This is a genomic window from Microbulbifer celer, assembly GCF_020991125.1.
Lineage (GTDB): Bacteria > Pseudomonadota > Gammaproteobacteria > Pseudomonadales > Cellvibrionaceae > Microbulbifer > Microbulbifer celer.
Genome location: NZ_CP087715.1, coordinates 3,943,174 through 3,963,533 on the forward strand (window position 1 = coordinate 3,943,174; position 20,360 = coordinate 3,963,533).

The window sequence follows — 20,360 nt, forward strand, 5'->3', positions numbered from 1 at the left end:
GATAACTCCTGACAGCCATTATTTAAAGGGAAAGAAAAAGGGAGAGCAGAGGCTCTCCCTTTGTTACAGGTGTTACAGGCATCGCTCACTAGAAGCTGTAAGCCATCTTGCCATAAACAAACCGGCCGCGCGGATCGTGCTGGCTGGAAACGTAGCCATACAGATCCGAATCACCATCACCGATCGCGAAGGGGGGCTCCTCGTCCAGTGCGTTGTCGGCGCCCAGGCTGAGCACCATATTTTCAAAGCCGGTATACCGCGCCTGCAGGCTCAAGGTCAGAAATGAATCGACGATACGGGAACGGTTACTGTCGTAGTCGAGGGTGCCGTCGAAGTCGATATCCGGCGTATCCTCAAATTCACCGATATAGTTCAGACCCAGAGTGAAAGCGAAGTTGTCCCGCGCCCAGTCTGCCGAAGCCGACCAGCGGTGTTCGGGATACTCGTACTCACCAGCCAGGTCGCGGCTCAGGAAATTCTCACCGGAGGAATCCAGCTCCACCCGCTCGAACTCCATCAGATAACTGTAGTCGAGCCGCAGGCCGAGGTCGCCGCCGGCGATCGGCATGCCAGAATAAACCATGCTCAGGTCCACGCCGGACACTGATTGTTCGCCAATATTGATAAAGCCGCTGTCGATGGACTGCAACGCGCCCAGGGACTCACCCGGCAGCGGCTCGGAGCGAATACAGACGCTGCTGTTCTGGTCGTTGCAGTTGAGCCGGTAGAGGTAGCCAAATGGTACATCGTCAATCTTGCCGTCCTGGGTAATGCGCCAGATATCCAGCGATACCTGCATGGTGTCCAGTGGCTTCAGCACCGCACCGAGGTTGAAAGACTCGGATTCTTCGGCCTCAAGATCCGGGTTACCGGAAAAGACGATATTGTAATCGGTGCTGGCGCAGTAGGCGGAATTGATATCGCAACCGTAGGTGTCCTTGAAAAAAATGGATTCCTCTGACGGGCCCAGGCCGATCTGCGCCAGTGAGGGGGCGCGAAAGCCGGTACCCCAGGAAGCGCGCAGCGAAAGCATATCGGTGGCAGTCCATAAAAGGTTCGCCATGGGGTTGGTTGTGGAGCCGAAATCGCTGTAATCGTCATAGCGGCCCGCGAGCGTCAAATCAAGGTTGGCCGGCAGCGGCACGGCGAGTTCCACAAATGCCGAGTTGATATCCCGGCTGGCCTGTGCGGAAACGGATTCGGTACCGAAGATAAGACCGCGCTGGAACTGATCGTCGGGAATGTCCGAGGCCACCTCTTCCCTCCGCTCGATACCTGCGGCCATGGCGATGGCGCCGTTGCTGGTGTCGACCAGTGTGCCGTCTACGGTGAAATTGGCACTGGTCAGTTGGGACTTGCCCTGCCGCACAAGACTAGTGGTAATCGCGTCGATGACCGATTCCGGATTTTGCACGCCGCCGAAGGGATTGTAACGGCCGGCATTAATTTCCTGCTGGAGCTTGTCGGTGCGTACCCAACCCTGGCTGCGGTCGCCGGTCTGGGTGGATTCACTGCGCGAACGTTGTACCGATGCCTCCCAGTTCCAGTCGGCCACGTTACCGCGCAGGCCAAAGACGCCGCGAATATTGTCGGTCTCGATGTCCCACTGTCGGGCACCGGCGTCGACAGTGCGGTAGCGGCCGATGTCGATACTGCTGGCACCGGCGAACGGGTTGTCCGGGTGATTGACCGGTACCGTGAGCGCGGCACTCTCGTCCAAGGGCGTCGGCGCGCCCTGCGCGATGGAGGTATTGTGTTGGAAGGCCACTTCGGTGAAAAATTCGACTTGATCGCTCAGTTGGGTGTTGCCCAGTACCATCACACCGGTGCGCTCCGCCTCTGGGGTCAACAGTGTCCAGGGCCCGTAGTCGTAGGCACATATCTGGCCGAGAGTGCTGTCCGGTGGACAGTTCGGGTCGATGGTGGAAACGCCGTCGACGACGAAATAGCCCGGATAGCCGCGCGATGAACGGAAATCCATACCGCCCCGGGCAGACTGATTGGCGGTATCCAGCCCGGGGCGCTCGGTGCTGCTCAACGTCGAGTTGCGTTGGTGGTCGAAAATCAACGTGAGATTGGCATCATCGCCACTGACGCCCCAGATGGCGGAGGTCGACTGCTCGTCATAGCCATCTGCACCGCCGTAATCGACCGATACCTCGGCGCCCTCAAAATCCTCGCGCAGTACCAGATTGACCACGCCGGCGACGGCGTCGGACCCGTAAATCGCAGAAGCGCCATCCTTCAGTACTTCCACGCGTTCGATGGCGGCTAACGGAATGGTGTTGATGTCGACAAAATTGGTGGTAATGCCCTCGGCAAAAGCGCTGATTGCCACGCGGCGGCCATTGATCAGCACCAGTGTGGCGTCTGCGCCCATACCCCGGAGGCTGACCGCTGCGGCGCCGTTGGCGGTGGAATCCTGGTTGTTGCCGCGAGTGGAGAAGGTGCCATTGCCCGCCGCCGGATGCTTTTCAAACATCTGCTGCAGGTTCGTGTAACCGGATTTTTCCAGCGACTCCCGGTCTACCACCTGAATGGGGGTGGCGGTTTCAAATTCGGCGTTGCGTGAAATGCGTGAACCGACCACGGCGACTTCCTCCATGGCCGCCTCTTGTTGTGCGAGCGAATGCTGAGAGGCTCCTACCGTCACACTGAGTACTGCCATGGCAAGTGCGCGGCGACGAAAAAATTGCTTGTGCATAATTGTCGACCTTCTATTTATTTTGATTATTTCCTGGTGACCGTTTCACGGTCGCGATCAACACTAGCAACGACCGGAAAAGTGAACAATCAGCGCACGATGAGATGAGAATCAGTCGGCATTAGTGGAGGTGGATCTCGCGCCAGCCGTCGAAAATTGGATTTATCGTAAGGAAAGGAAGATAAAAGCCTTCGAAATTCGCCAGCCCGGATACCATCCGCGACCCGATCATCGGTCAGCGCAATACCTACTTTGTCCTCGCTGCCAGTACCGAGGACAGAAAAGACTTCGCAGTTAGTTTGTTATCTGGAAGTGAAACAGTCGTACCAATTTTGCTGGCAGAGTATTGAGGAATGATTTTCTATAAAGAAATTTTTGCACTGCTTAATAAGATCAGTATTACATAAATTATAAAGGCATTTTCTACTATCGGATCAATCATGTCGCTTATTTCATTTCCGCTGAGGTAGGTATCTCCTTCTTTATAGGGCGGGGCTTTTTTGGTCGACCTCCATGTGGTACTCGACGTAGAGCGACGCCGATATTGCGCATAGAATCAGATCCATCTGAAAGTTATTTAACCGTAGTGGAGAAGTTATGCCGTTATGAAAAGGCTTGGTGGCGACTGTTCTATACGTCGTGTCATCAAGTTTGTTAGCGAGTGAATGCCCAGATTCGACTACACCCAGGGCTCTGTTTTCAGATTCTGAAAATCTCATCGAAGAATACTTCGAACCAAATAAGGGAGAATATAGCGCAACCTTTAAAGGTGGTAGCAGCGCGACTGCTCGTTTTAGTCTGTGCGGATTGGGTGTCAGAGCGAGTTATCTGATGCGGGATAAAAATGATGACCTGTCAGATCATATTGAGTTTTTCTTACTAAAGGCGGTTCCATCAGAAAATGATAGGAATATTGTTGCCTCGCAGCTAGTGAAGTTTACCGAAGAAGATTTTCGTAATGGAGTCACCCTGAATGGAAGCAACGGAGACCACTGGGTTTAAGCAAAAAATTCCCCGAGCCCGATTTATGCTGCAGTGATTCACTACCGCTGGATTCCGCCGGAGCATTGAGAGTGACACCATGAAAATACTGAGAATGGTGAAGGTGCCGGGCGCGCCGGTGGTCAATTACGGCAGACGTCCCGGCCTGTTGTATGGCTGTACTTTTGCGGATGTGTGGTTCGGTGAGTATTTTGAAAATTTTCTGGACGACTGGTATTGAGTAAATATCTGCGTTGATTGGGAATTCACCCAGTATCACCTTAAGTTTGAGTCCAATATTCCATTTCGGGACTCACCGATGATTATGATGTTGCCATTCCTCACTGCACTTGTGTCTGCGTGGTACTGCTGGCGCGGGCGTCGATGCGCCGCAATGGGCTGGTGGGCGGTGACGGCGATGATTTATGTGGCCTGGTGCTTCTACCACATGACCGATTCGCTGAAGATTTCCCTGTAGGAGGCGCGTTGTGACGTACCCTGTAACCGGTCTCGGCCGCTGGTCCGATTGTCTCAATGCCCTCGGCTTGCTGGGCGTCAGCGGTATTCTCTGGTTCGCGTTTATCTGGCAGCTGGTATTGCACGAACTGCCCTGTCCCCTGTGTCTGCTACAGCGGGCGGCATTTGTGATGGTAGGGCTGGGGCTGCTGCTGAATGTGTGCTTCGGCAGTCGCCCGGCACACTATGGTATCGCCCTGATCTCGGCGCTCGCGGGTATGGTCTCTTCCGCGCGTCAGGTGTTGTTGCATATCGCCCCTGGCGATCCCGGCTTCGGTTCGCCTTTTCTCGGCATGCACTTCTATACCTGGGCTTTGGTGGCTTTTTTTGCGCTTGCGCTGTTTCTCGGCGGAATGCTGCTGATTGATGGCATGAAACTGAAAGAAGCTGCCAATACCCCGCGCGAGCCCGGGTGGCTGGGCAGACTGGCGGGGTTCAGTTTTCTGGTGATTCTGGTGCTGAATGTGCTGTCGACATTGGTGGAGTGCGGTTTGGGGCCCTGCCCGGACAATCCGACGGAATATCTGTGGCTGCCGGGCTGACCCCGGGCTCATGCAGGGGCAGTCAATTTCAATCCAATAATCCCCGCCACAATCAATCCGATACACGCGAGCCGTGGCAGTGCGGTGGACTCGGCAAACAGCGCGATACCGAGGATCGCTGTGCCCACGGCGCCGATGCCGGTCCACACCGCGTAGCCGGTGCCCACCGGAATGGTCTTCAGGGCCTGGGCGAGAAAATAAAAGCTGGCGATCATGGCAATGACGGTCAGTACACTGGGCAGCGGTTTGCTGAAGCCTTGAGTGTATTTGAGACCGATGGCCCAGGCGATTTCCAGCAGACCGGCGATTAGCAATAAAAACCAGGGATTGGCCATCTCAGTAAGTACCTCTTTATTAGCGCCCCAGTGCACTACCTTCCCGGCGCGGATCGGCGCCGCCGTGCAGTTTTCCCCCCATCAGCGCGATGGCGTGAATACCGCTGTTCAATTCTTTCCGTACCACCTTGTGGCCCATGGCCTCCAGCTTTTTCACTGCTGAATCGGTGAGTGTTTCCGGCTCCACTTCCACCCGGTAACCGATCGCGCCGATATTGCCGGCGTCAATGGCTTCGGCGATGGGCATGCCTTTGCCCAAGTGGTAGAGGATGGTGCGGGCGGTGTAGTCGATAATGCGCGAGCCGCCGGGGGAGCCCACCAGCAGTCGCAGGCTGCCGTCCTCGTTGAATACGATAGTCGGTGACATGGACGAACGCGGACGTTTGCCCGGCTGTACCCGATTGGCGACCCGCTGTTTGTCCGCATTGATGGGCACGAAGGAGAAATCCGTCAGCTGGTTGTTCAGCAGGAAGCCTTTCACCAGCAGCCGTGAGCCGAAGCCGGTCTCGATGCTGGTGGTCATGCTTACACCGTTACCGTACTTGTCCACGATCGACAGGTGGCTGGTATTAGGCATTTCCGGGGATTTCGCCTTGATCCGACGATCGGAAAACTCACCGGGTACCCCGGGGCGCGCGGGTTGCGCAGATTCCAGGTTGATCAGTTTGGCGCGCTGGGCCAGGTAGTGCGGCGCCACCATGGCCTGGGTGGGCACCTCGACGAAATCCGCATCGGCGCTGTAGGTGTTGCGGTCGGCAAAGGCCAGTTCCGAGGCCTCTGTAAACAGGTGCGTCAGTTCGGCGCTGCCCACCTGGAATTGTGCCATGGGTGTGTGCTGCAGCATGCCGAGAATGGCGCCCACAGTGGTGCCGCCGGAAGACGGTGGCGCGGCGCCGCATACCCGGTAGGTCAGAAAGGTGCTGCACAGGGGCTCGCGCACCTTCGCCCGGTAATCTGCCATATCCTCGCGGGTCATCACCCCGGGGTTTTCCGGGTCGTTGCGCACCGCCTCTACAATCGCTTCAGCAATCTCGCCCTGGTAAAACGGCTTGGTGCCCTGCTCCGCCAGTATGCGCAGGGTTTGGGCGTAGTCGGGATTTTTCAGCAGGTGACCGACGGCCAGGGGTTCGCCGTCGGCGTCGAAGAAGTAATCCCGGATTGCCGGGCGCACAGCGACTCGCGGCATGCGGATCAGTAGCTCGCGCAGGCGCGGGGAGATTTCAAAGCCTTCTTCGGCGAGGGCGATGGCGGGCTGGAACAGCTCCTTCCACGGTAGCTTGCCGTCGCGCTGGTGGGCGAGTTCGAGCATGCGCATCACCCCGGGAACGCCCACCGAGTTGCCGCCGATCACCGCGTCGAAGAAACCGCGGGGCTTGCCGTCGCGGATAAAGTAGTTTTCGTCCACCGCCATGGGCGCGGTTTCGCGGCCGTCGTAGTAGTAGAGCTTTTCCCGATCGGCGCGGTAGCTCAGCATGAAAGCACCACCGCCGATGCCCGAGGACTGTGGTTCTACCAGGCCCAGCACCAGTTGCGCGGCGATGGCTGCATCCACTGCGGTGCCGCCGCGGGCGAGGATCTGTTCCGCAGCCGCAGAGGCGTGGGGATTGGCGGTGACTGCCATGTAGTCGCTGGCGGTGGCGGATTTGATTTCCGTGCGCCCGGTGGCCACCTCTGGCTGTATTTCCTGTTGCGTGACTTGCTGTGACGGTGCGGTGCCAAACGTGGGCACGGAGACCGCCAGCGCGCAGGCGAGCGAGCAGGTGCGGAAAAAGGCACGCAGTGAAGTGCGTGGATACAGGGATGAGAGGAGAGAGGTGTTCACAACGGGCAGCTCCGGTATGGAATACAGCTGCCCGAGTGTATCAGACCCGAAGAAGAAATTCGGTCAGGGGGTCTTCTGGTTGAATTTCTCCGCCAGCGCCTGTTGCACAGAGGGGGGCACGAACTTGGTCACATCGCCACCCAGGGAGGCGATTTCCCGCACCAGGGAAGAGGAAATGTAGGAGAGGTGTTCCGCCGGGGTCAGGAACAGGCTTTCCATCTGTGGTGCCAGCTGGCGGTTCATATTGGCAAGCTGGAACTCGTACTCGAAGTCGGATACCGCGCGCAGGCCGCGCACCACACCGTGGGCGTCCAGCTGACGCACCAGATCGGCGAGCAGGATATCGAAGCCGATCACCTCGATGTTGTCGAGATGTGCGAGCTCTTTCTGTGCCAGTTCTACCCGTTCTTCGAGGGTAAACAGCGGGTTCTTGCGCGTACTGGCGGCAACTGCGACCACTACATGATCAAACAGGCGGCAGGCCCGTTCCGCGAGGTCCAGGTGACCATTGGTAATGGGGTCAAAGGTCCCCGGGTAAACCACTTTCTTCATATGCCAAATCGCCTAGCCGGCCAGAGGGGACGCGCATCTTAAACAATTTAGCCTCCGGGCTCAAAATTGCGCCGAATGGCGCCGATTTAAAGAGAAAACAGCCGCATGCAGACCTGCCCGGCCTGCTTTTCTTTCTCCAGCTGCCAGCCCGGGGGCACCGGCACGGATTTGTCTCTTGGCGATTCGATATAGATCCGTGCATTGTCGGTCAGCAGAGAAGCTGCAGATAGCTGTGAAATCGTGTCCTGCCAGAGGTCCCCGGCAAAGGGGGGATCGATAAACACCAGATCGAACGCCGCCTGCTCCCTACCCGCCTGGGCGAGAAACATCTCCGCCGGGCAATTGTGCACGCGGGCGTTGTCTGCCTGCAGCAGATCCAGCTGCTGGCGCAGGGTCTGCGCCGCGCCCCGGTGCAGCTCGACAAAATCCACCGAGCCGGCACCGCGGCTCAGGGCCTCAAGCCCGAGGGCACCGGAGCCGGCGAACAAGTCCAGGCAGCGCGCGCCGGGCAGCTGGAACTGCAGCCAGTTGAACAGGGTCTCCCGCAGCCGATCGCCAGTGGGGCGAAGCCCCGCCACCGGGGCGAAGGCCAGTTTGCGGCCCCGCCAACGGCCGCCGATGATGCGCAACTGGCTGGTGGCTGGAGCTGTCTGGCCCCGGGATGTGTTGGGTTTGCGTGGTCTGGGCAAGGTATTCTCTATATTGGACTCGTGTGCGATGGCGGCGGCAGTGTAAAATCTGCGCCTTCCCAATACTCGCCGCCGGCAATGTCGGCGCAAGCAGCCAGTGATTTTACACCACCATGATTTTTGATTTCCTGCGCAAGAAAAAGCCCAAGCCCGACGAAGCCGCCGAGCCTGTTGAGAACGGCGACGAAACCCCTGAGACCGGGGAGTCTCAGGCCCAAGACGGTGAGGTGTCTGCAGAGTCTGCGCCAGCCGAGGCCCCGGCCGAACCGGAGGCCGCGGAAGCGCCTGACGAATCAGCGGACAAGCCCGATGCGGTGTCCGATGCCGAGCCGGTTGCGCCTGCAGAGCCTGAGCAAGAGGGGCTCAAATCAGTAGAACCTCCGCAGCCTGAGGCCGAACCCGTGCCTGCGCCTCAGGTACAAGCGGCTGCGCCTCAGGTTCAAGAGAAACCCAAAAAAGAGGGCTTCTTCGCCCGCATCCGTCGCGGCCTGTCCCGCACCAGCAGCCAGTTTGCCGAAGGCATGGGCAACCTGTTCCTGGGCGCCAAGGAAATCGACGAAGACCTGATGGAGGAGCTGGAGACCCAGCTGCTGATGGCGGACGTTGGCCTGGATGCCACCACCGAGATTATCGACCGTCTTACCGACCGGGTTTCTCGCCGCGAACTCTCCAATGGCGAGGCCTTATACGGAGCGCTGCAGGAGGAGCTGGCCGGGTTGCTGGATAAGGTTGAGGCGCCGCTCGCCATTGATCCGGGCAAGAAGCCGTTTGTGATCCTGGTGGTGGGCGTCAATGGCGTCGGCAAGACCACCACCATCGGCAAACTGGCGCACCGCTACCTGAATGAGGGCAAGTCGGTGATGCTGGCGGCGGGGGATACATTCCGCGCGGCGGCGGTGGAGCAGCTGCAGGTATGGGGCCAGCGTCACAATGTACCGGTGGTGGCCCAGCATACGGGCGCGGACAGTGCATCGGTGATCTTCGATGCGATCCAGTCGGCCCAGTCCCGCGGTGTGGATGTGGTGATTGCGGATACCGCCGGGCGCTTGCATAACAAGTCCAATCTGATGGAGGAGTTGTCGAAGGTGCGCCGGGTGATGGGCAAGCTGGATGACAGTGCGCCCCACGAAACGCTGCTGGTGCTGGATGCGGGTACCGGTCAGAACGCGCTTTCCCAGGCGGAGACTTTCAAGGATTCTGCGGGGGTTTCGGGGCTGGTGCTGACCAAGCTCGATGGCACCGCCAAGGGGGGTGTGATCTTTGCCCTGGCGCAGCGGCTGGGGATTCCGGTACGCTTTATCGGTGTGGGGGAGCAGTCGGAAGACCTGCAGCCGTTTGTGGCGAAAGATTTTGTCGCGGCACTGTTTAATCGGACTCAAGACTAGAAACAGATTTTGTGGCTCGTACTTGGAAGGCCTGGTGGCGGCACTGCTACCGGGTACCGCTTTCTGAGACACGCCGTGAACCCATCCCTGGGGGCTCTTCTAAAACATCCCTGTTTTAGAAGGTCTCAGAAAGCGGTACCCGGTATCAGTACCTTCGCGCAAAGTGCTGCGCGTTCTAAAACGAAGTGCCGCTGCTGAAACAAAAAACAACAAAAACGCGCTCATGATTCAATTCGATAATGTCAATAAACGCTACGAGTCCGGGCAGGACGCGCTGGGGCGCGTGAGCCTGGAGATCGAGCGCGCGGAGATGGTGTTTCTCACCGGCCACTCCGGCGCCGGCAAGAGCACCCTGCTCAAACTGCTGACCGCGATCGAGCGCCCTACCCGCGGCAGCATTATTGTCGGTGGCCAGAACCTCAATCGGCTGCGCAACGGCCAGATCCCTTATTACCGCCGCAACCTCGGCATTGTGTTCCAGAATCACCAGCTGCTGTTTGACCGCAGCGTGTTCGATAACGTCGCGCTGCCGCTGTCGGTTTCCGGCTGCAGCAAGCGCGAGGTGGGCCGCCGGGTGCGGGCGGCGCTGGATAAGGTGGGGCTGCTGCACAAGGAGAAGCAGAACCCGATCGTGCTCTCCGGTGGTGAGCAGCAGCGGGTGGGTATTGCACGCGCGGTGGTGAATAAGCCGGCGCTGCTGGTGGCGGATGAGCCTACTGGTAACCTGGACCCGAAGCTGTCGGAGGAGATTATGCAGCTGTTCCGGCAGTTCAACGGGGTGGGCACCACGGTGTTGATTGCGAGCCACGATCTGGAGCTGATTGCGCGCATGCGCCAGCGGGTGCTGACCCTGCAGGCGGGACAATTGATCTACGACGGATATCCGAGCCTTGAACCAGCGTACTAGTACCAGAAGGGCCCAGCCTCAGGCGGCGGAGCGACAACGCAGTGTGGGTGCGGTGGCCGCACGTACCGGTGTCGGCGATCGTCTGGGCAGCTGGCTGGGGCACCACCGGGAGATGTGGCGCGAGTCGTGGGCGCGTTTCTTTGCCTCGCCGATGTCCAGTGGCATGACGGCGCTGGTGATTGCGATTGCGCTGGCATTGCCGGCGGCGCTGCAGTTGGGGTTGACCAACTTCCAGCGCGCGGTTGCGGGCTGGGATGGTCAGCCGCAGATTTCGGTTTTTTTGCACAAGCGCGCCAAGGTGAGTGCGGTGATGTCGTTTGCCGATGATCTGCGTGCGGATCCGCTGGTGGCGGGGGTGACGTATATTTCGCCGGAGCAGGCGCTGGCGGAATTTCAGCAGGCGTCCGGGCTGGGTGATGCACTGGCGGGGATGGGCAGTAATCCGTTGCCGGCGGTGTTGCTGGTGCAGCCGGGCAGTGCCGACAGTGTGGCGCTGGAGACGTTGGCGGAGCGCTTGCGGGAGGCGGCGCTGACGGATTCGGTGGTGCTGGATATGGCCTGGGTACAGCGGCTGGCGCAGCTGACGGCGCTGGGCCAGCGCATGAGCCTGGGGCTGGCGTTTCTGCTGGCGCTGGGGGTGTTGCTGGTGGTGGTGAACAGTATTCGCCTGCACATCGAAAGCCGCCGTGAGGAGATTCTGGTGGTGAAGCTGGTGGGGGCGACGGATGCGTTTGTACGTCGGCCTTTCCTGTATACGGGGTTGGTTTACGGTCTGGTCGGCGGGTTGATTGCGTGGTTGCTGGTGAGCCTCGGGGTCTGGTTGCTGGCGGGGCCGGTAAGCGGGCTGGCGAACCTCTATGGCAGTGGCTTCCGTCTGGATGGGCCTGGGGTTACCTATCTTGTGGCGCTTGCCGGTGGCGCGGCCCTGCTGGGGCTGACCGGCGCCTGGCTGGCGGTGGCGCGACACATTTCGGCAATCCAGCCACGCTGATTCGCTCCCTTCCCTACCATCCCTTCGTCATCCCGGCCTTGAGCCGGGATCCAGCGCTCGCAGAGCCTGCCGTCGCATTGAAGCCATTTCTTGGCGGGGCCGCGGTCGGGTACAGCTTTTCAGGACCGCTGTGAATACATCCATGTAAGCTGCGGCGCAAACATCCTGTTTGCGACGCTCCTGAAAAGCTGTACCCGACCGCGCCCCCTTCGCATAAACCATGGGTGTTTCGAGAAATCCGTAGGGTGGATAAGCGCAGCGCATCCACTATCCCGGGGCGCAGATCTGGCCCTTCAATCTAAAATTGACCAATAAGTCAATCAAGATTTGTAAAGCCCTCTCCCCGCCCGGAACTTTCCCTGTGGATAACTGCTCTAATTGCCCGTATTGCAAGGGCTGGCGCGGTTTGTGTGGTGTCTGCTCGTGGGCTTCCATTTCCGACTGCGAGTGCTACACTGTTCGCCAACTTGGTGTTCCGGTGCCGCTTATGGGCCGGTTTGACGCCACTGCCGCCGACCAGGCCATCGGGCTGGAATCGCAGCGCGCTGCTGCAGTACGGGGCAAACAAGAGTTTTGAGGAGAGACCTGAATGGGAACCAGTTTACAGCCGATGCACACGCTGTCTCCGGGCGCTAACCTAAACGCCTACATCCAGACAGTCAGCGGCTTTGATGTCCTTTCCGCCGAGGAAGAGAAGAAACTGGCGGAGGACCTCTATTATCACGAAGACCTCGACGCTGCCCGTCAGCTGGTCATGTCGCACCTGCGTTTTGTGGTGCACATCGCCAAGTCCTACTCCGGTTACGGTCTGAATCAGGGCGACCTGATCCAGGAAGGTAACGTGGGTCTGATGAAGGCGGTGAAGCGTTTCAATCCTGAGAAGGGTGTCCGTCTGGTGTCCTTTGCGGTGCACTGGATCAAGGCGGAGATTCACGAGTTTATCCTGCGCAACTGGCGCATCGTGAAGATCGCGACCACCAAGGCGCAGCGCAAGCTGTTCTTCAATCTGCGTGGCCAGAAGAAGAAGCTGGCGTGGCTGACCAACGCGGAAGCCAAGCGTGTTGCGGAAGAACTCAATGTCGATGTGCAGCATGTGCACGATATGGAGGGCCGTCTGTCTGCGCACGATGCGGCGTTCGATGCCGGTGCAGATGATGATGACGATTCTGCCTGGCAGGCGCCGGCGCACTACCTGGAAGATCGCCGTTACGATCCGGCGGCAACCCTGGAGCAGGACAACTGGCAGGAAACCAGCGTCAATAATCTGACGGTGGCGATGGAGAAGCTGGATGACCGCAGCCGCGATATCATTGAAGCGCGCTGGTTGAGTGAGTCCAAGGCAACTCTGCATGAGTTGGCGGACAAGTACGGTGTTTCCGCTGAGCGTATCCGCCAGCTGGAAAAGAACGCCATGAAAAAAGTCCGGGTGGCAATGGAGGCCTGATTCGCCTTCTAACCACACCGGACTCGAGAACCGCGCTTATGGCGCGGTTTTTTCGTATCTGAAGTGTCGTTTGAGCCTGGTGGTTTCCGCTTTGAATTTCTTTCAGTGGCGGGAAGGCACCGGGTATGGGTTTTCGGAACCGCGGTGAACCCATCCCTGGGCGCTGCGGCGCAAACATCCTGTTTGCGACGCTTCCGAAAACCCATCCCCGGCACCTCCCCTTCGCATTGAACTGTTTTACTTCGTAAGCCGATTGGTAAGGAAATAGCTGATGGCTAAATTGTATTTATTACTCGCCGCATTTTTCGGTGGCACCGGTGTCGTTCTCGGTGCCTTTGGCGCCCACGGCCTGCGTAACAAAGTCGCGGAAAACCTGCTGGAAGCCTATAAAACCGGTGTGCATTACCAGATGATCCACGCGCTGGCGCTTATCGCCGTTGCAATGTTGATCCATCAGCTTGGCGCAAAAACTTCCCTGATTGTCAGTGGTGCGCTGTTTGCGGTCGGTATCCTGTTTTTTTCCGGCAGCCTCTACGGTCTGACATTCGGCGGCCCGAGAATCCTGGGGCCGATCACGCCCCTGGGCGGCACCCTGATGATCGGCGGCTGGATAGCGTTATTTATCGCCGCCCTCAGTTACACCAAATAAGCACACGGCGGTAATAAAATACGCCGAACCCAGAATCGAAGGTCGAGTGCCGGGGATGGGTTTTCAGAAGCGTCGCAAACAGGATGTTTGCGCCGCAGCGCCCAGGGATGGGTTCACCGCGGTTCTGAAAACCCATACCCGGTGCTCGGCCGCCCCAGCACCAGCTACGGAGCACCCAAAAGTGTGGAGGTAGCACAGAGGTAGACGATGCAAGAAGAACCCACCAACGATCAGGGCGGCGAGGAAGAAGACTTCCCCTACCGCACCGAATACAAAAAGAAATCCATCCGCAGTTACGTGATCCGCGCCGGACGCATGACCGAAGGCCAGCGCCGCGCGTTCGACAATTACTGGGGGCCCCTGGGCCTGTCCCTGTTTGATGGCCCCATCGACCCCAAAGAAGTCTTCGGCCGCCAAGCACCACTGGTACTGGAAATCGGTTTCGGCATGGGCGACTCCCTGCTGCAGATGGCCCAGGCCGAAACCGACAAAGACTTTATCGGCATCGAAGTCCATCCCCCCGGCGTCGGTCGCCTGATCAACAACGCCGGCAAAGACGACATCAAAAACCTGCGCGTCTACATGGCCGACGCCGTCGACGTCCTGAACGACTGTATCGCCGACGCCAGCCTCGACCGCTTCCAGCTGTACTTCCCCGACCCCTGGCACAAGAAGAAACACCACAAGCGTCGTATCGTACAACCCGAGTTTGTGAAACTGCTGTGCAGCAAACTCAAACCCGGCGGTCTCATGCACATGGCCACCGACTGGGAAAACTACGCCGAGCACATGCTCGAAGTCCTGGAAGCGGAAGACATGCTGGAAAATACCGCCGGCAAAGGAAACTACGCCCCGCGTCCGGAATTCCGCCCGCAGACCAAATTTGAACGTCGCGGTGAGCGCCTCGGCCACGGTGTGTGGGATCTTTTGTACAAAAAAGTTTAAGAAGAGCACCGCACAGTGGGTGTAGGCCCCGCTGTGCTATCTTCTGAACTACCGCCGGTAAACGGATACTCCGGAGCAACAATGACAAAAAGCCGCACCTTCTTCCCTGTCAGGGGCGCGTTAACCGCTATCGTCTTTCTCGTCCTCGCTCCCACAGCGCCTGCACTGGCGGACAGCGAGGGCACGCTCACCGTCTATTTGAACGGCGGTCAGTACTGGTTTGACGACAAACGCCTCGATGGCACCCCCTATTTCGACTACGACCTCGACGACGGCCCCGGTGGCGGTATCGGCTTTGGCTACAACCTGACCGATCGCTGGGCCATTGAAGGCGTGTACGACTACTTCAGTGTCGACGTCGGCGGCACCCGGCAGAAGGTTGATGTGGAAAACTACCACTTCGACCTGCTGTTCCAGTTTGCCGGGCGTTTCTGCGGCGTGCCGGAGTGGCAGCCCTATGTGGTGGTGGGCGCTGGTGAATTGCGCGTGAACCAGGATAACCATCGCTATCTCGACGAAGACAATTTCGACCGCAGGGATTACCCGGATTCCTGGCACCGCCGTCAAACCATGGTCAACTTTGGCGTCGGCGTCAAATATGAACTGGCGCCGCGCTGGCAGGTGCGAGGGGATGTGCGGGGATTCCAGGGCGTTGAGGAAGGCGGCCTGGACAGTTTTGTGAGCTTCGCCATCGGCTATCAGTGGCAGGATGAGGTGGAGCCGCGGGATTGGGATGGTGATGGTATTTACAGCAATGTGGATCAGTGTCCGCAGACGCCGGTCGGCATCGATGTGGACCAGCGCGGCTGCCCGCTCGATAGCGACGGCGACGGTATTCCGGATTACCTCGACCAGTGCCCGAACACTCCCATGGGCATGGCGGTGAACGAAGACGGTTGCCCGCGTGAGGGTTACGATCCGGCGGACTTCGTTAAGTAAGCGGGCAAACCGCATAGACCGTTACACGGAATGAAAATGACGCGGTGTCAGCCGCCGCGCGCTTCTTCCAACTGTTCGGAAACTTCCAGCCACTCCATTTCCAGTTCGTCCAATGTGGCGCGCGCCTGTCCCTGAACCTGGGTAAGGCGTGCAATTTCGTCTTGCTGGCCGCCTTCGTAGAGGCCTTCGTCGGCGAGCCTTTCCTCTACCTCCGCCACCGTCTTTTCCGCTTTGGCCATGTCGCGCTCGATGGTCTTGAGGCGGTTGGTGAGCGGTTTCAGCTGTTCCCGCAGTGCGGCAGCCGCGCGACGCTGGGTCTTTTTATCTTCTACCGGTTGCGCTTGTGAGGCCGCCGCTGTGTCGCTTTCCTCCCGGCGTTTTTTATCGCGGTTGAAGTTGAGCAGCCACTGCTTGTAGTCCTCCAGGTCGCCGTCGTAGAGCTCGGCGCGCCCTTCGGCTACGAGAATGAATTCATCCGTGGTGTTGGCCAGCAGGTGGCGATCGTGGGATACCAGGATCACCGCGCCGGGGAATTCCGCCAGCGCCAGGGTCAGCGCGTGGCGCATCTCCAGGTCCAGGTGGTTGGTGGGCTCATCCAGCAACAGCAGGTTGGGTTTCTGCCATGCGAGCAGTGCCAGCGCCACCCGCGCCTTCTCGCCGCCGGAAAAGCCCCCTACGGCCTCAAACACGCGATCTCCGACAAACCCGTAGCCGCCGAGAAAGTCCCGCACTTCCTGCTCGCTGGCGTCCGGGGACAGCCGTTGCACGTGCAGCATGGGGGACGCTTTGCTGTCCAGGGCCTCCAGCTGATGCTGGGCGAAATAGCCGATACGCAGGTGCTCGCCGCACTGACGCTCGCCGGTGAGCGGTGCCAGTTCGCCGGCGAGGGTTTTGATCAGCGACGACTTGCCGGCGCCGTTAGGGCCCAGCAGGCCGATGCGGCGTCCGGGCTGGATGCCCAGCTGAACTTTGTGCAGTACCGCCTTTCCCGGATAGCCGATCTCCGCCTCGCGCAGATCGATCAGCGGATTGGATACTTTGTCTGCGCACGGCAGGCGAAAACGGAACGGGGAGTCCACATGGGCCGGGGCGATCTGCGCCATCCGATCCAGGGCCTTGAGACGGCTCTGGGCCTGCTTGGCCTTGGTGGCCTTGGCCCGGAAGCGGCGCACGAAGTCTTCCATGTGCGCGCGTTGCGCCTGTTGCTTTTCGTACTCGATCTGCTGTTGTGCCAGTCGCTCGGCCCGGGTGCGTTCAAACGCGGTGTAGTTGCCGCTGTACAGCACCAGCTCCTGATGCTCGAAACTGACGATGCCATCCACCACCGCATCCAGGAAGTCGCGGTCGTGGGAGATGATCAGCAATGTACCGGGAAAGCGCTGTAGCCACTGTTCCAGCCACAGGGTGGCATCCAGGTCCAGGTGGTTGGTGGGCTCGTCCAGCAGCATCAGGTCCGCCGGGCACATCAGTGCGCGGGCGAGATTCAGACGGATCCGCCAGCCACCGGAAAAGCTTTTCACCGGGCGCTGTTGCTCGTCGTGGGAAAAGCCGAGACCATCGAGCAATTGCGCTGCCCGTGCGGGCCCGCTGTAACCATCGATAGTGGCCATATGCTCGTGCAATTCCGCAATACGTTTGCCGTCGGCGCCATCGGCTTCGGCGGTATCCAGATCGCGCTGCAACGCGCGCAGGCGGTGATCGCCGTCGAGGACATAGTCCAGCGCGCTCTGATCGCTGGCGGCCACTTCCTGAGCCATGTGCGCGATTTCCCAGCCGGCGGGGACCTCGATACTGCCGGCATCGCTGTCCAGTTGCTTGAGCAGCAGCTTGAACAGGGTCGATTTGCCACAACCATTGGCACCGATAACCCCCACCTTATGGCCGGGGAAAATACGGCAATTGGCATTGCGCAACAGATCGCGTCCGCCCACTTGCAGGGAGACGCCTTGCAGATTGATCAAAGAAAACCTCTATATATCTCATCGGTGGGAACGCGCGCTCCCATTTCGCGTTTGTCCTGCCTAAACTAGGCTATCGACGCAACAAGTCGCCGGGATTCTATCGTGACAGAAACCGCACCTCCATCATCGCCCGCCAACTCACCGGGAAAACAGCCATCGGGAAAAAAATCGCTGGAAAACCCGCTGTGGGACTTCAGCCTCGATTTTTATGCCCAGCCCCAGGTGGCTGATTTTCTACTTGAATGCCAGGATCGCAAAGGTGCGGATGTTTGCCTGTTGCTGTGGGCCAGTTATATCAGCGCCTGTGGGCGGCAGCTCAGCGAGGAGAGCTGGCGGGTGGCAGACCGCGGCCTGGCGCCGCGACGGCGGATGATCAACAGCATGCGGCGAATGCGGCGGCTACTGGGGCGCTTGAACAAGAAGCTGGGGATATACGAGTGGTGCAAGCGCTGTGAGTTGCGAATGGAGCAGCGCCAGTTGGCGGCACTGTGGAAGCTGGGTGGTGAGAACTGGCCGGGAGACCGCTCGGCATTGGCTCTCGCAGGGCAACAGTATGGACTGTTGCAAAAAGATCAGGCCCGCTGGGCGGGCCTGATCAATGCCTATAGCGCGGGCAATAAGGCAAACTCGGTGTATCGTGACAGCGCGAGCAGCATGAATGGCGCCATAAGGGGCGAAAGCGGCGGTCACCCGGAAGGTGCCGCCGACTGATCGCACTCAGTGCTTGTGTTTGTGCTCTTCGGGACCGTAGTGCGGATTTTCCTCAGTGGCAAACAAACTCTTGGCCGGTGTGCTGGGAGTGATAGTCGGCGTAACCGGGGTTACCGCAGAAGGACTCGCCTCGGGCACCATGGGTTTTGGCGTGGACTCCGGATTGGTCATTTTATCCATTACCGGCTGTGACGATGTGGCGGCGACCGGTGTCGGTTTTACTTCCGACTGAGCCTTGGGTTCTGGCTGGGGAGTGGGTTTGCTCTCCGGCGCTTTCGGTTTGGTCGATGCCACTGGCTTACTGCCATTGGCTTTTGCCGCTGCTGTTGGCTTTTCTGCCGCTTTTTTGGTGGCGGGCTTGGCACTGGATCTGGGCGTTGTAGCTTTGTTTGCGGCCGCCTTTTTAGTCGCTGCTTTCTTGGCTGTGGTTTTTGCGGCCGTCTTGGTTTCGCCAGATTTGCTTACCGCAGATTTCCTGGCGGCTGTCTTCTTGGCGGTAGCCTTTTTGGGCGTTGCCTTGGCGCTGGCGGCCTTTTTGCTTGCTGCCTTCTTCGTGGTGGCCGGCTTGCTCGCGGTAGTCTTGCTTGCCGCTTTTTTCTTCTTTGGCTTGTTGGCCGCAAGCACTTTTCTGGTGGCCGCTTTTGCGGCTTTTTCAATGGTCTTGGCGGCTTTTTCCGCCTGTTTGGCAGCGGCCTCCGCGGCTTTGGCTTCGCGCAAGGCATCGCTTGCCTGCTGTGCCGCTTTGTCCAGCTTAGTGACCTCGGATTTGGCGGTGTCTACCCGCTTGGTAGCGGTCTTTTTCGCCGCTGGGGTTTTGGCTTTGCCGACGGCGGTGCGGGCTTTGGCCAGCTTGTCTTTGGCTTTCTTCAGTTTGGTTTGTGCGCCGGCCTGTGCCTTGGTTGCCTTCTGCACGGCTTTACCGGCATCAGCGACGGCTTTGGCCCGGGCCTTGTCGAGTTGCGTGGTCAGCTTGTCGATCTGTTTTTCCAGATCGGCGACGGAGTCTACGGATTTGCGTTTGGCGGCCATGAGTCAAAATCCTGAAGTTGCTGTTCGAAGTGGTCGATTGCCGGATAACTCACCTGCAGTTCCACCTCTCTGCGGAGTGAAAATATCGCGGATTGAACGCTGATAATAGCGCTGTTATTTATGAAGTGCATCCCTGCCCACAGCGCTTTTTTTGCATTTCCAGCCGCTGTTTATCGCTGTCAATCGATCGTTGCACCAACGGAACTCGGCTGTTGTTTACGCGTCTCAGTGCCCTCCCTTGTGCACCGGGGTGCACCATGGGTTAGACTTGAGCGCTGCTGGCCCGGCATGAATTGCGCAGTGACGAGTACTCAACTGTGATCTGTAGCACAAAGCGCGAGCGAATCTGGGTGTACAACGCGTACGACGGCAGGTGGGGGGTCTGACGCCCTGCCCGAACTGAAACCCCGAACTGAAACAATGCATCACGGAAATAAAGAGACAATTCTCATGAAAAAAACTTCTTTGGCTGCTGCGGTTGCACTGGGCATCGCGCTGGTCGGCTGTAACAAACAGGAATCTGCCGAGAGTGCGGATATCAAGCTGGAGACCCAGGAGCAGAAAGTCAGCTACATCATTGCCGAAGATATGGCCACTCGCCTGAAGTCCCAGGACGTTGCCCTCGATCCCAAGATCGTTGCCATGGCCCTGAATGATGTCGCCAATGAGCGCGAGTCGCGCCTCAGTGAAGACGAGAAGAAGCAGGTAATCTCCGTTTTCCAGGAAAACATGCAGGCCAAGCAGAAAGAAATGATGGCCAAGCAGGAACAGGAATTCGAACAGTCGGCGAATAAAAACCTGGAAGAAGGTAAGAAGTTCCTGGAAGAGAACGCCAAGAAAGAAGGTGTTCAGACCACCGACTCCGGCCTGCAGTACAAGGTGATTACCGAGGGCTCCGGCGAGCGTCCCACCGCAGAGAGTGTAGTGGAAGTCGACTACAAGGGTACCCTGATCGACGGAACCGAATTCGACAGCTCCTATAAAAATGGCAAGCCGGTACAATTCCCGGTGGGCGGTGTGATCAAGGGCTGGACCGAAGCGCTGCAGCTGATGAAGGAAGGCGCCAAGTGGGAGCTTTATATTCCTTCTGACCTGGCATACGGCCCCGGCGGCGCAGGCGGTCTGATCGGCCCCAATTCCACCCTGATCTTCGAGGTGGAACTGCACAAGGCGAACGTCAGTGACGACGAGCCGGCGGCAGAAGAGGAAGCGGTTGAGGAAGAGCAGACCGAAACCGAGTAAGCGTTTTCTCTGCAAG

General features: G+C 58.9%; 20 protein-coding genes. 13 read left to right on the forward strand and 7 right to left on the reverse strand.

The annotated features are described in order from the left end of the window. Window positions 1-88 precede the first annotated feature (88 nt). On the reverse strand, window positions 89-2,704 hold the full coding sequence (locus LPW13_RS16410; protein WP_230437071.1) for a TonB-dependent receptor plug domain-containing protein: 2,616 nt from the start codon (window positions 2,702-2,704) through the stop codon (window positions 89-91). A gap of 618 nt (window positions 2,705-3,322) precedes the next feature. On the opposite strand from LPW13_RS16410, the gene LPW13_RS16415 reads away from it, so the two are divergent. The 4 genes from LPW13_RS16415 (at window position 3,323) to LPW13_RS16430 (ending at window position 4,743) form a co-directional block, all read left to right on the forward strand. Continuing rightward, a complete protein-coding gene (locus LPW13_RS16415; RefSeq protein ID WP_230437072.1) occupies window positions 3,323-3,706 on the forward strand; it encodes a hypothetical protein in 384 nt (127 codons plus the stop codon). 79 nt (window positions 3,707-3,785) lie between these two features. After that, on the forward strand, window positions 3,786-3,926 hold the full coding sequence (locus LPW13_RS16420; RefSeq protein ID WP_230437073.1) for a hypothetical protein: 141 nt from the start codon (window positions 3,786-3,788) through the stop codon (window positions 3,924-3,926). Window positions 3,927-4,013: 87 nt separating this feature from the next. After that, window positions 4,014-4,163 carry a DUF5993 family protein gene (locus LPW13_RS16425; protein WP_230439215.1) on the forward strand — a complete coding sequence of 50 codons (150 nt, stop codon included), beginning with the start codon at window positions 4,014-4,016 and terminating at the stop codon, window positions 4,161-4,163. A 10-nt stretch (window positions 4,164-4,173) separates the two neighbouring features. Next, window positions 4,174-4,743 carry a disulfide bond formation protein B gene (locus LPW13_RS16430; protein ID WP_230437074.1) on the forward strand — a complete coding sequence of 190 codons (570 nt, stop codon included), beginning with the start codon at window positions 4,174-4,176 and terminating at the stop codon, window positions 4,741-4,743. A gap of 8 nt (window positions 4,744-4,751) precedes the next feature. Here the strand turns inward: LPW13_RS16430 and sugE are convergent, their stop codons facing one another. The 4 genes from sugE to rsmD form a co-directional block, all read right to left on the reverse strand. Further along, complete coding sequence (gene sugE / locus LPW13_RS16435; protein ID WP_230437075.1) at window positions 4,752-5,078, reverse strand: quaternary ammonium compound efflux SMR transporter SugE; 327 nt, start codon at window positions 5,076-5,078, stop codon at window positions 4,752-4,754. A 19-nt stretch (window positions 5,079-5,097) separates the two neighbouring features. Beyond that, a complete protein-coding gene (gene ggt, locus LPW13_RS16440) occupies window positions 5,098-6,900 on the reverse strand; it encodes a gamma-glutamyltransferase (protein ID WP_230437076.1) in 1,803 nt (600 codons plus the stop codon). A gap of 63 nt (window positions 6,901-6,963) precedes the next feature. After that, entirely contained in the window at window positions 6,964-7,452 is a 489-nt protein-coding gene (gene coaD / locus LPW13_RS16445) for a pantetheine-phosphate adenylyltransferase (protein WP_230437077.1), read from the reverse strand. Window positions 7,453-7,538: 86 nt separating this feature from the next. Then, window positions 7,539-8,141 (reverse strand): 16S rRNA (guanine(966)-N(2))-methyltransferase RsmD, encoded by a 603-nt coding sequence (rsmD, locus tag LPW13_RS16450; RefSeq protein ID WP_230437078.1) that lies wholly within the window; start codon window positions 8,139-8,141, stop codon window positions 7,539-7,541. Window positions 8,142-8,254: 113 nt separating this feature from the next. On the opposite strand from rsmD, the gene ftsY reads away from it, so the two are divergent. From ftsY to LPW13_RS16485, 7 genes are all read left to right on the forward strand, one after another. Then, window positions 8,255-9,526 (forward strand): signal recognition particle-docking protein FtsY, encoded by a 1,272-nt coding sequence (gene ftsY, locus LPW13_RS16455; protein ID WP_230437079.1) that lies wholly within the window; start codon window positions 8,255-8,257, stop codon window positions 9,524-9,526. A gap of 223 nt (window positions 9,527-9,749) precedes the next feature. Next, on the forward strand, window positions 9,750-10,433 hold the full coding sequence (ftsE, locus tag LPW13_RS16460; RefSeq protein ID WP_230437080.1) for a cell division ATP-binding protein FtsE: 684 nt from the start codon (window positions 9,750-9,752) through the stop codon (window positions 10,431-10,433). Further along, the gene (gene ftsX, locus LPW13_RS16465) at window positions 10,417-11,424 is read left to right on the forward strand and encodes a permease-like cell division protein FtsX (RefSeq protein WP_230437081.1); all 1,008 of its coding nucleotides are present in this window, start codon (window positions 10,417-10,419) and stop codon (window positions 11,422-11,424) included. Before ftsE ends, ftsX begins: the two co-directional genes overlap by 17 nt. A gap of 589 nt (window positions 11,425-12,013) precedes the next feature. Next, window positions 12,014-12,868: an RNA polymerase sigma factor RpoH gene (rpoH, locus tag LPW13_RS16470; RefSeq protein ID WP_230437082.1), complete on the forward strand. Its 855-nt coding sequence runs from the start codon at window positions 12,014-12,016 to the stop codon at window positions 12,866-12,868. Window positions 12,869-13,139: 271 nt separating this feature from the next. Continuing rightward, window positions 13,140-13,517, forward strand: a complete 378-nt coding sequence (locus tag LPW13_RS16475) for a DUF423 domain-containing protein (protein ID WP_230437083.1) — start codon at window positions 13,140-13,142, stop codon at window positions 13,515-13,517. A gap of 207 nt (window positions 13,518-13,724) precedes the next feature. Then, window positions 13,725-14,462 carry a tRNA (guanosine(46)-N7)-methyltransferase TrmB gene (gene trmB / locus LPW13_RS16480; RefSeq protein ID WP_230437084.1) on the forward strand — a complete coding sequence of 246 codons (738 nt, stop codon included), beginning with the start codon at window positions 13,725-13,727 and terminating at the stop codon, window positions 14,460-14,462. 81 nt (window positions 14,463-14,543) lie between these two features. Beyond that, entirely contained in the window at window positions 14,544-15,401 is an 858-nt protein-coding gene (locus LPW13_RS16485; protein WP_230437085.1) for an outer membrane beta-barrel protein, read from the forward strand. A 47-nt stretch (window positions 15,402-15,448) separates the two neighbouring features. Here the strand turns inward: LPW13_RS16485 and LPW13_RS16490 are convergent, their stop codons facing one another. Then, complete coding sequence (locus LPW13_RS16490) at window positions 15,449-17,362, reverse strand: ATP-binding cassette domain-containing protein (RefSeq protein ID WP_230437086.1); 1,914 nt, start codon at window positions 17,360-17,362, stop codon at window positions 15,449-15,451. Between the two features lie 102 nt (window positions 17,363-17,464). Between LPW13_RS16490 and LPW13_RS16495 the strand changes: the two genes are divergently transcribed. Next, window positions 17,465-18,073: a TIGR02444 family protein gene (locus LPW13_RS16495; RefSeq protein ID WP_230437087.1), complete on the forward strand. Its 609-nt coding sequence runs from the start codon at window positions 17,465-17,467 to the stop codon at window positions 18,071-18,073. Between the two features lie 6 nt (window positions 18,074-18,079). Here the strand turns inward: LPW13_RS16495 and LPW13_RS16500 are convergent, their stop codons facing one another. Further along, entirely contained in the window at window positions 18,080-19,102 is a 1,023-nt protein-coding gene (locus LPW13_RS16500) for a histidine kinase (RefSeq protein WP_230437088.1), read from the reverse strand. A gap of 450 nt (window positions 19,103-19,552) precedes the next feature. On the opposite strand from LPW13_RS16500, the gene LPW13_RS16505 reads away from it, so the two are divergent. Beyond that, on the forward strand, window positions 19,553-20,344 hold the full coding sequence (locus LPW13_RS16505; protein ID WP_230437089.1) for an FKBP-type peptidyl-prolyl cis-trans isomerase: 792 nt from the start codon (window positions 19,553-19,555) through the stop codon (window positions 20,342-20,344). Window positions 20,345-20,360: the final 16 nt, after the last annotated feature.

What these genes read in the sequence shown, in the direction of transcription:
- LPW13_RS16410 (WP_230437071.1), bottom strand. Translation starts at nt 2,704, where the DNA reads ATGCACAAGCAATTTTTTCGTCGCCGCGCACTTGCCATGGCAGTACTC.
- LPW13_RS16420 (WP_230437073.1), top strand. Translation starts at nt 3,786, where the DNA reads ATGAAAATACTGAGAATGGTGAAGGTGCCGGGCGCGCCGGTGGTCAAT.
- LPW13_RS16425 (WP_230439215.1), top strand. Translation starts at nt 4,014, where the DNA reads ATGTTGCCATTCCTCACTGCACTTGTGTCTGCGTGGTACTGCTGGCGC.
- sugE (WP_230437075.1), bottom strand. Translation starts at nt 5,078, where the DNA reads ATGGCCAATCCCTGGTTTTTATTGCTAATCGCCGGTCTGCTGGAAATC.
- coaD (WP_230437077.1), bottom strand. Translation starts at nt 7,452, where the DNA reads ATGAAGAAAGTGGTTTACCCGGGGACCTTTGACCCCATTACCAATGGT.
- ftsY (WP_230437079.1), top strand. Translation starts at nt 8,255, where the DNA reads ATGATTTTTGATTTCCTGCGCAAGAAAAAGCCCAAGCCCGACGAAGCC.
- ftsE (WP_230437080.1), top strand. Translation starts at nt 9,750, where the DNA reads ATGATTCAATTCGATAATGTCAATAAACGCTACGAGTCCGGGCAGGAC.
- rpoH (WP_230437082.1), top strand. Translation starts at nt 12,014, where the DNA reads ATGGGAACCAGTTTACAGCCGATGCACACGCTGTCTCCGGGCGCTAAC.
- LPW13_RS16475 (WP_230437083.1), top strand. Translation starts at nt 13,140, where the DNA reads ATGGCTAAATTGTATTTATTACTCGCCGCATTTTTCGGTGGCACCGGT.
- trmB (WP_230437084.1), top strand. Translation starts at nt 13,725, where the DNA reads ATGCAAGAAGAACCCACCAACGATCAGGGCGGCGAGGAAGAAGACTTC.
- LPW13_RS16485 (WP_230437085.1), top strand. Translation starts at nt 14,544, where the DNA reads ATGACAAAAAGCCGCACCTTCTTCCCTGTCAGGGGCGCGTTAACCGCT.
- LPW13_RS16500 (WP_230437088.1), bottom strand. Translation starts at nt 19,102, where the DNA reads ATGGCCGCCAAACGCAAATCCGTAGACTCCGTCGCCGATCTGGAAAAA.
- LPW13_RS16505 (WP_230437089.1), top strand. Translation starts at nt 19,553, where the DNA reads ATGAAAAAAACTTCTTTGGCTGCTGCGGTTGCACTGGGCATCGCGCTG.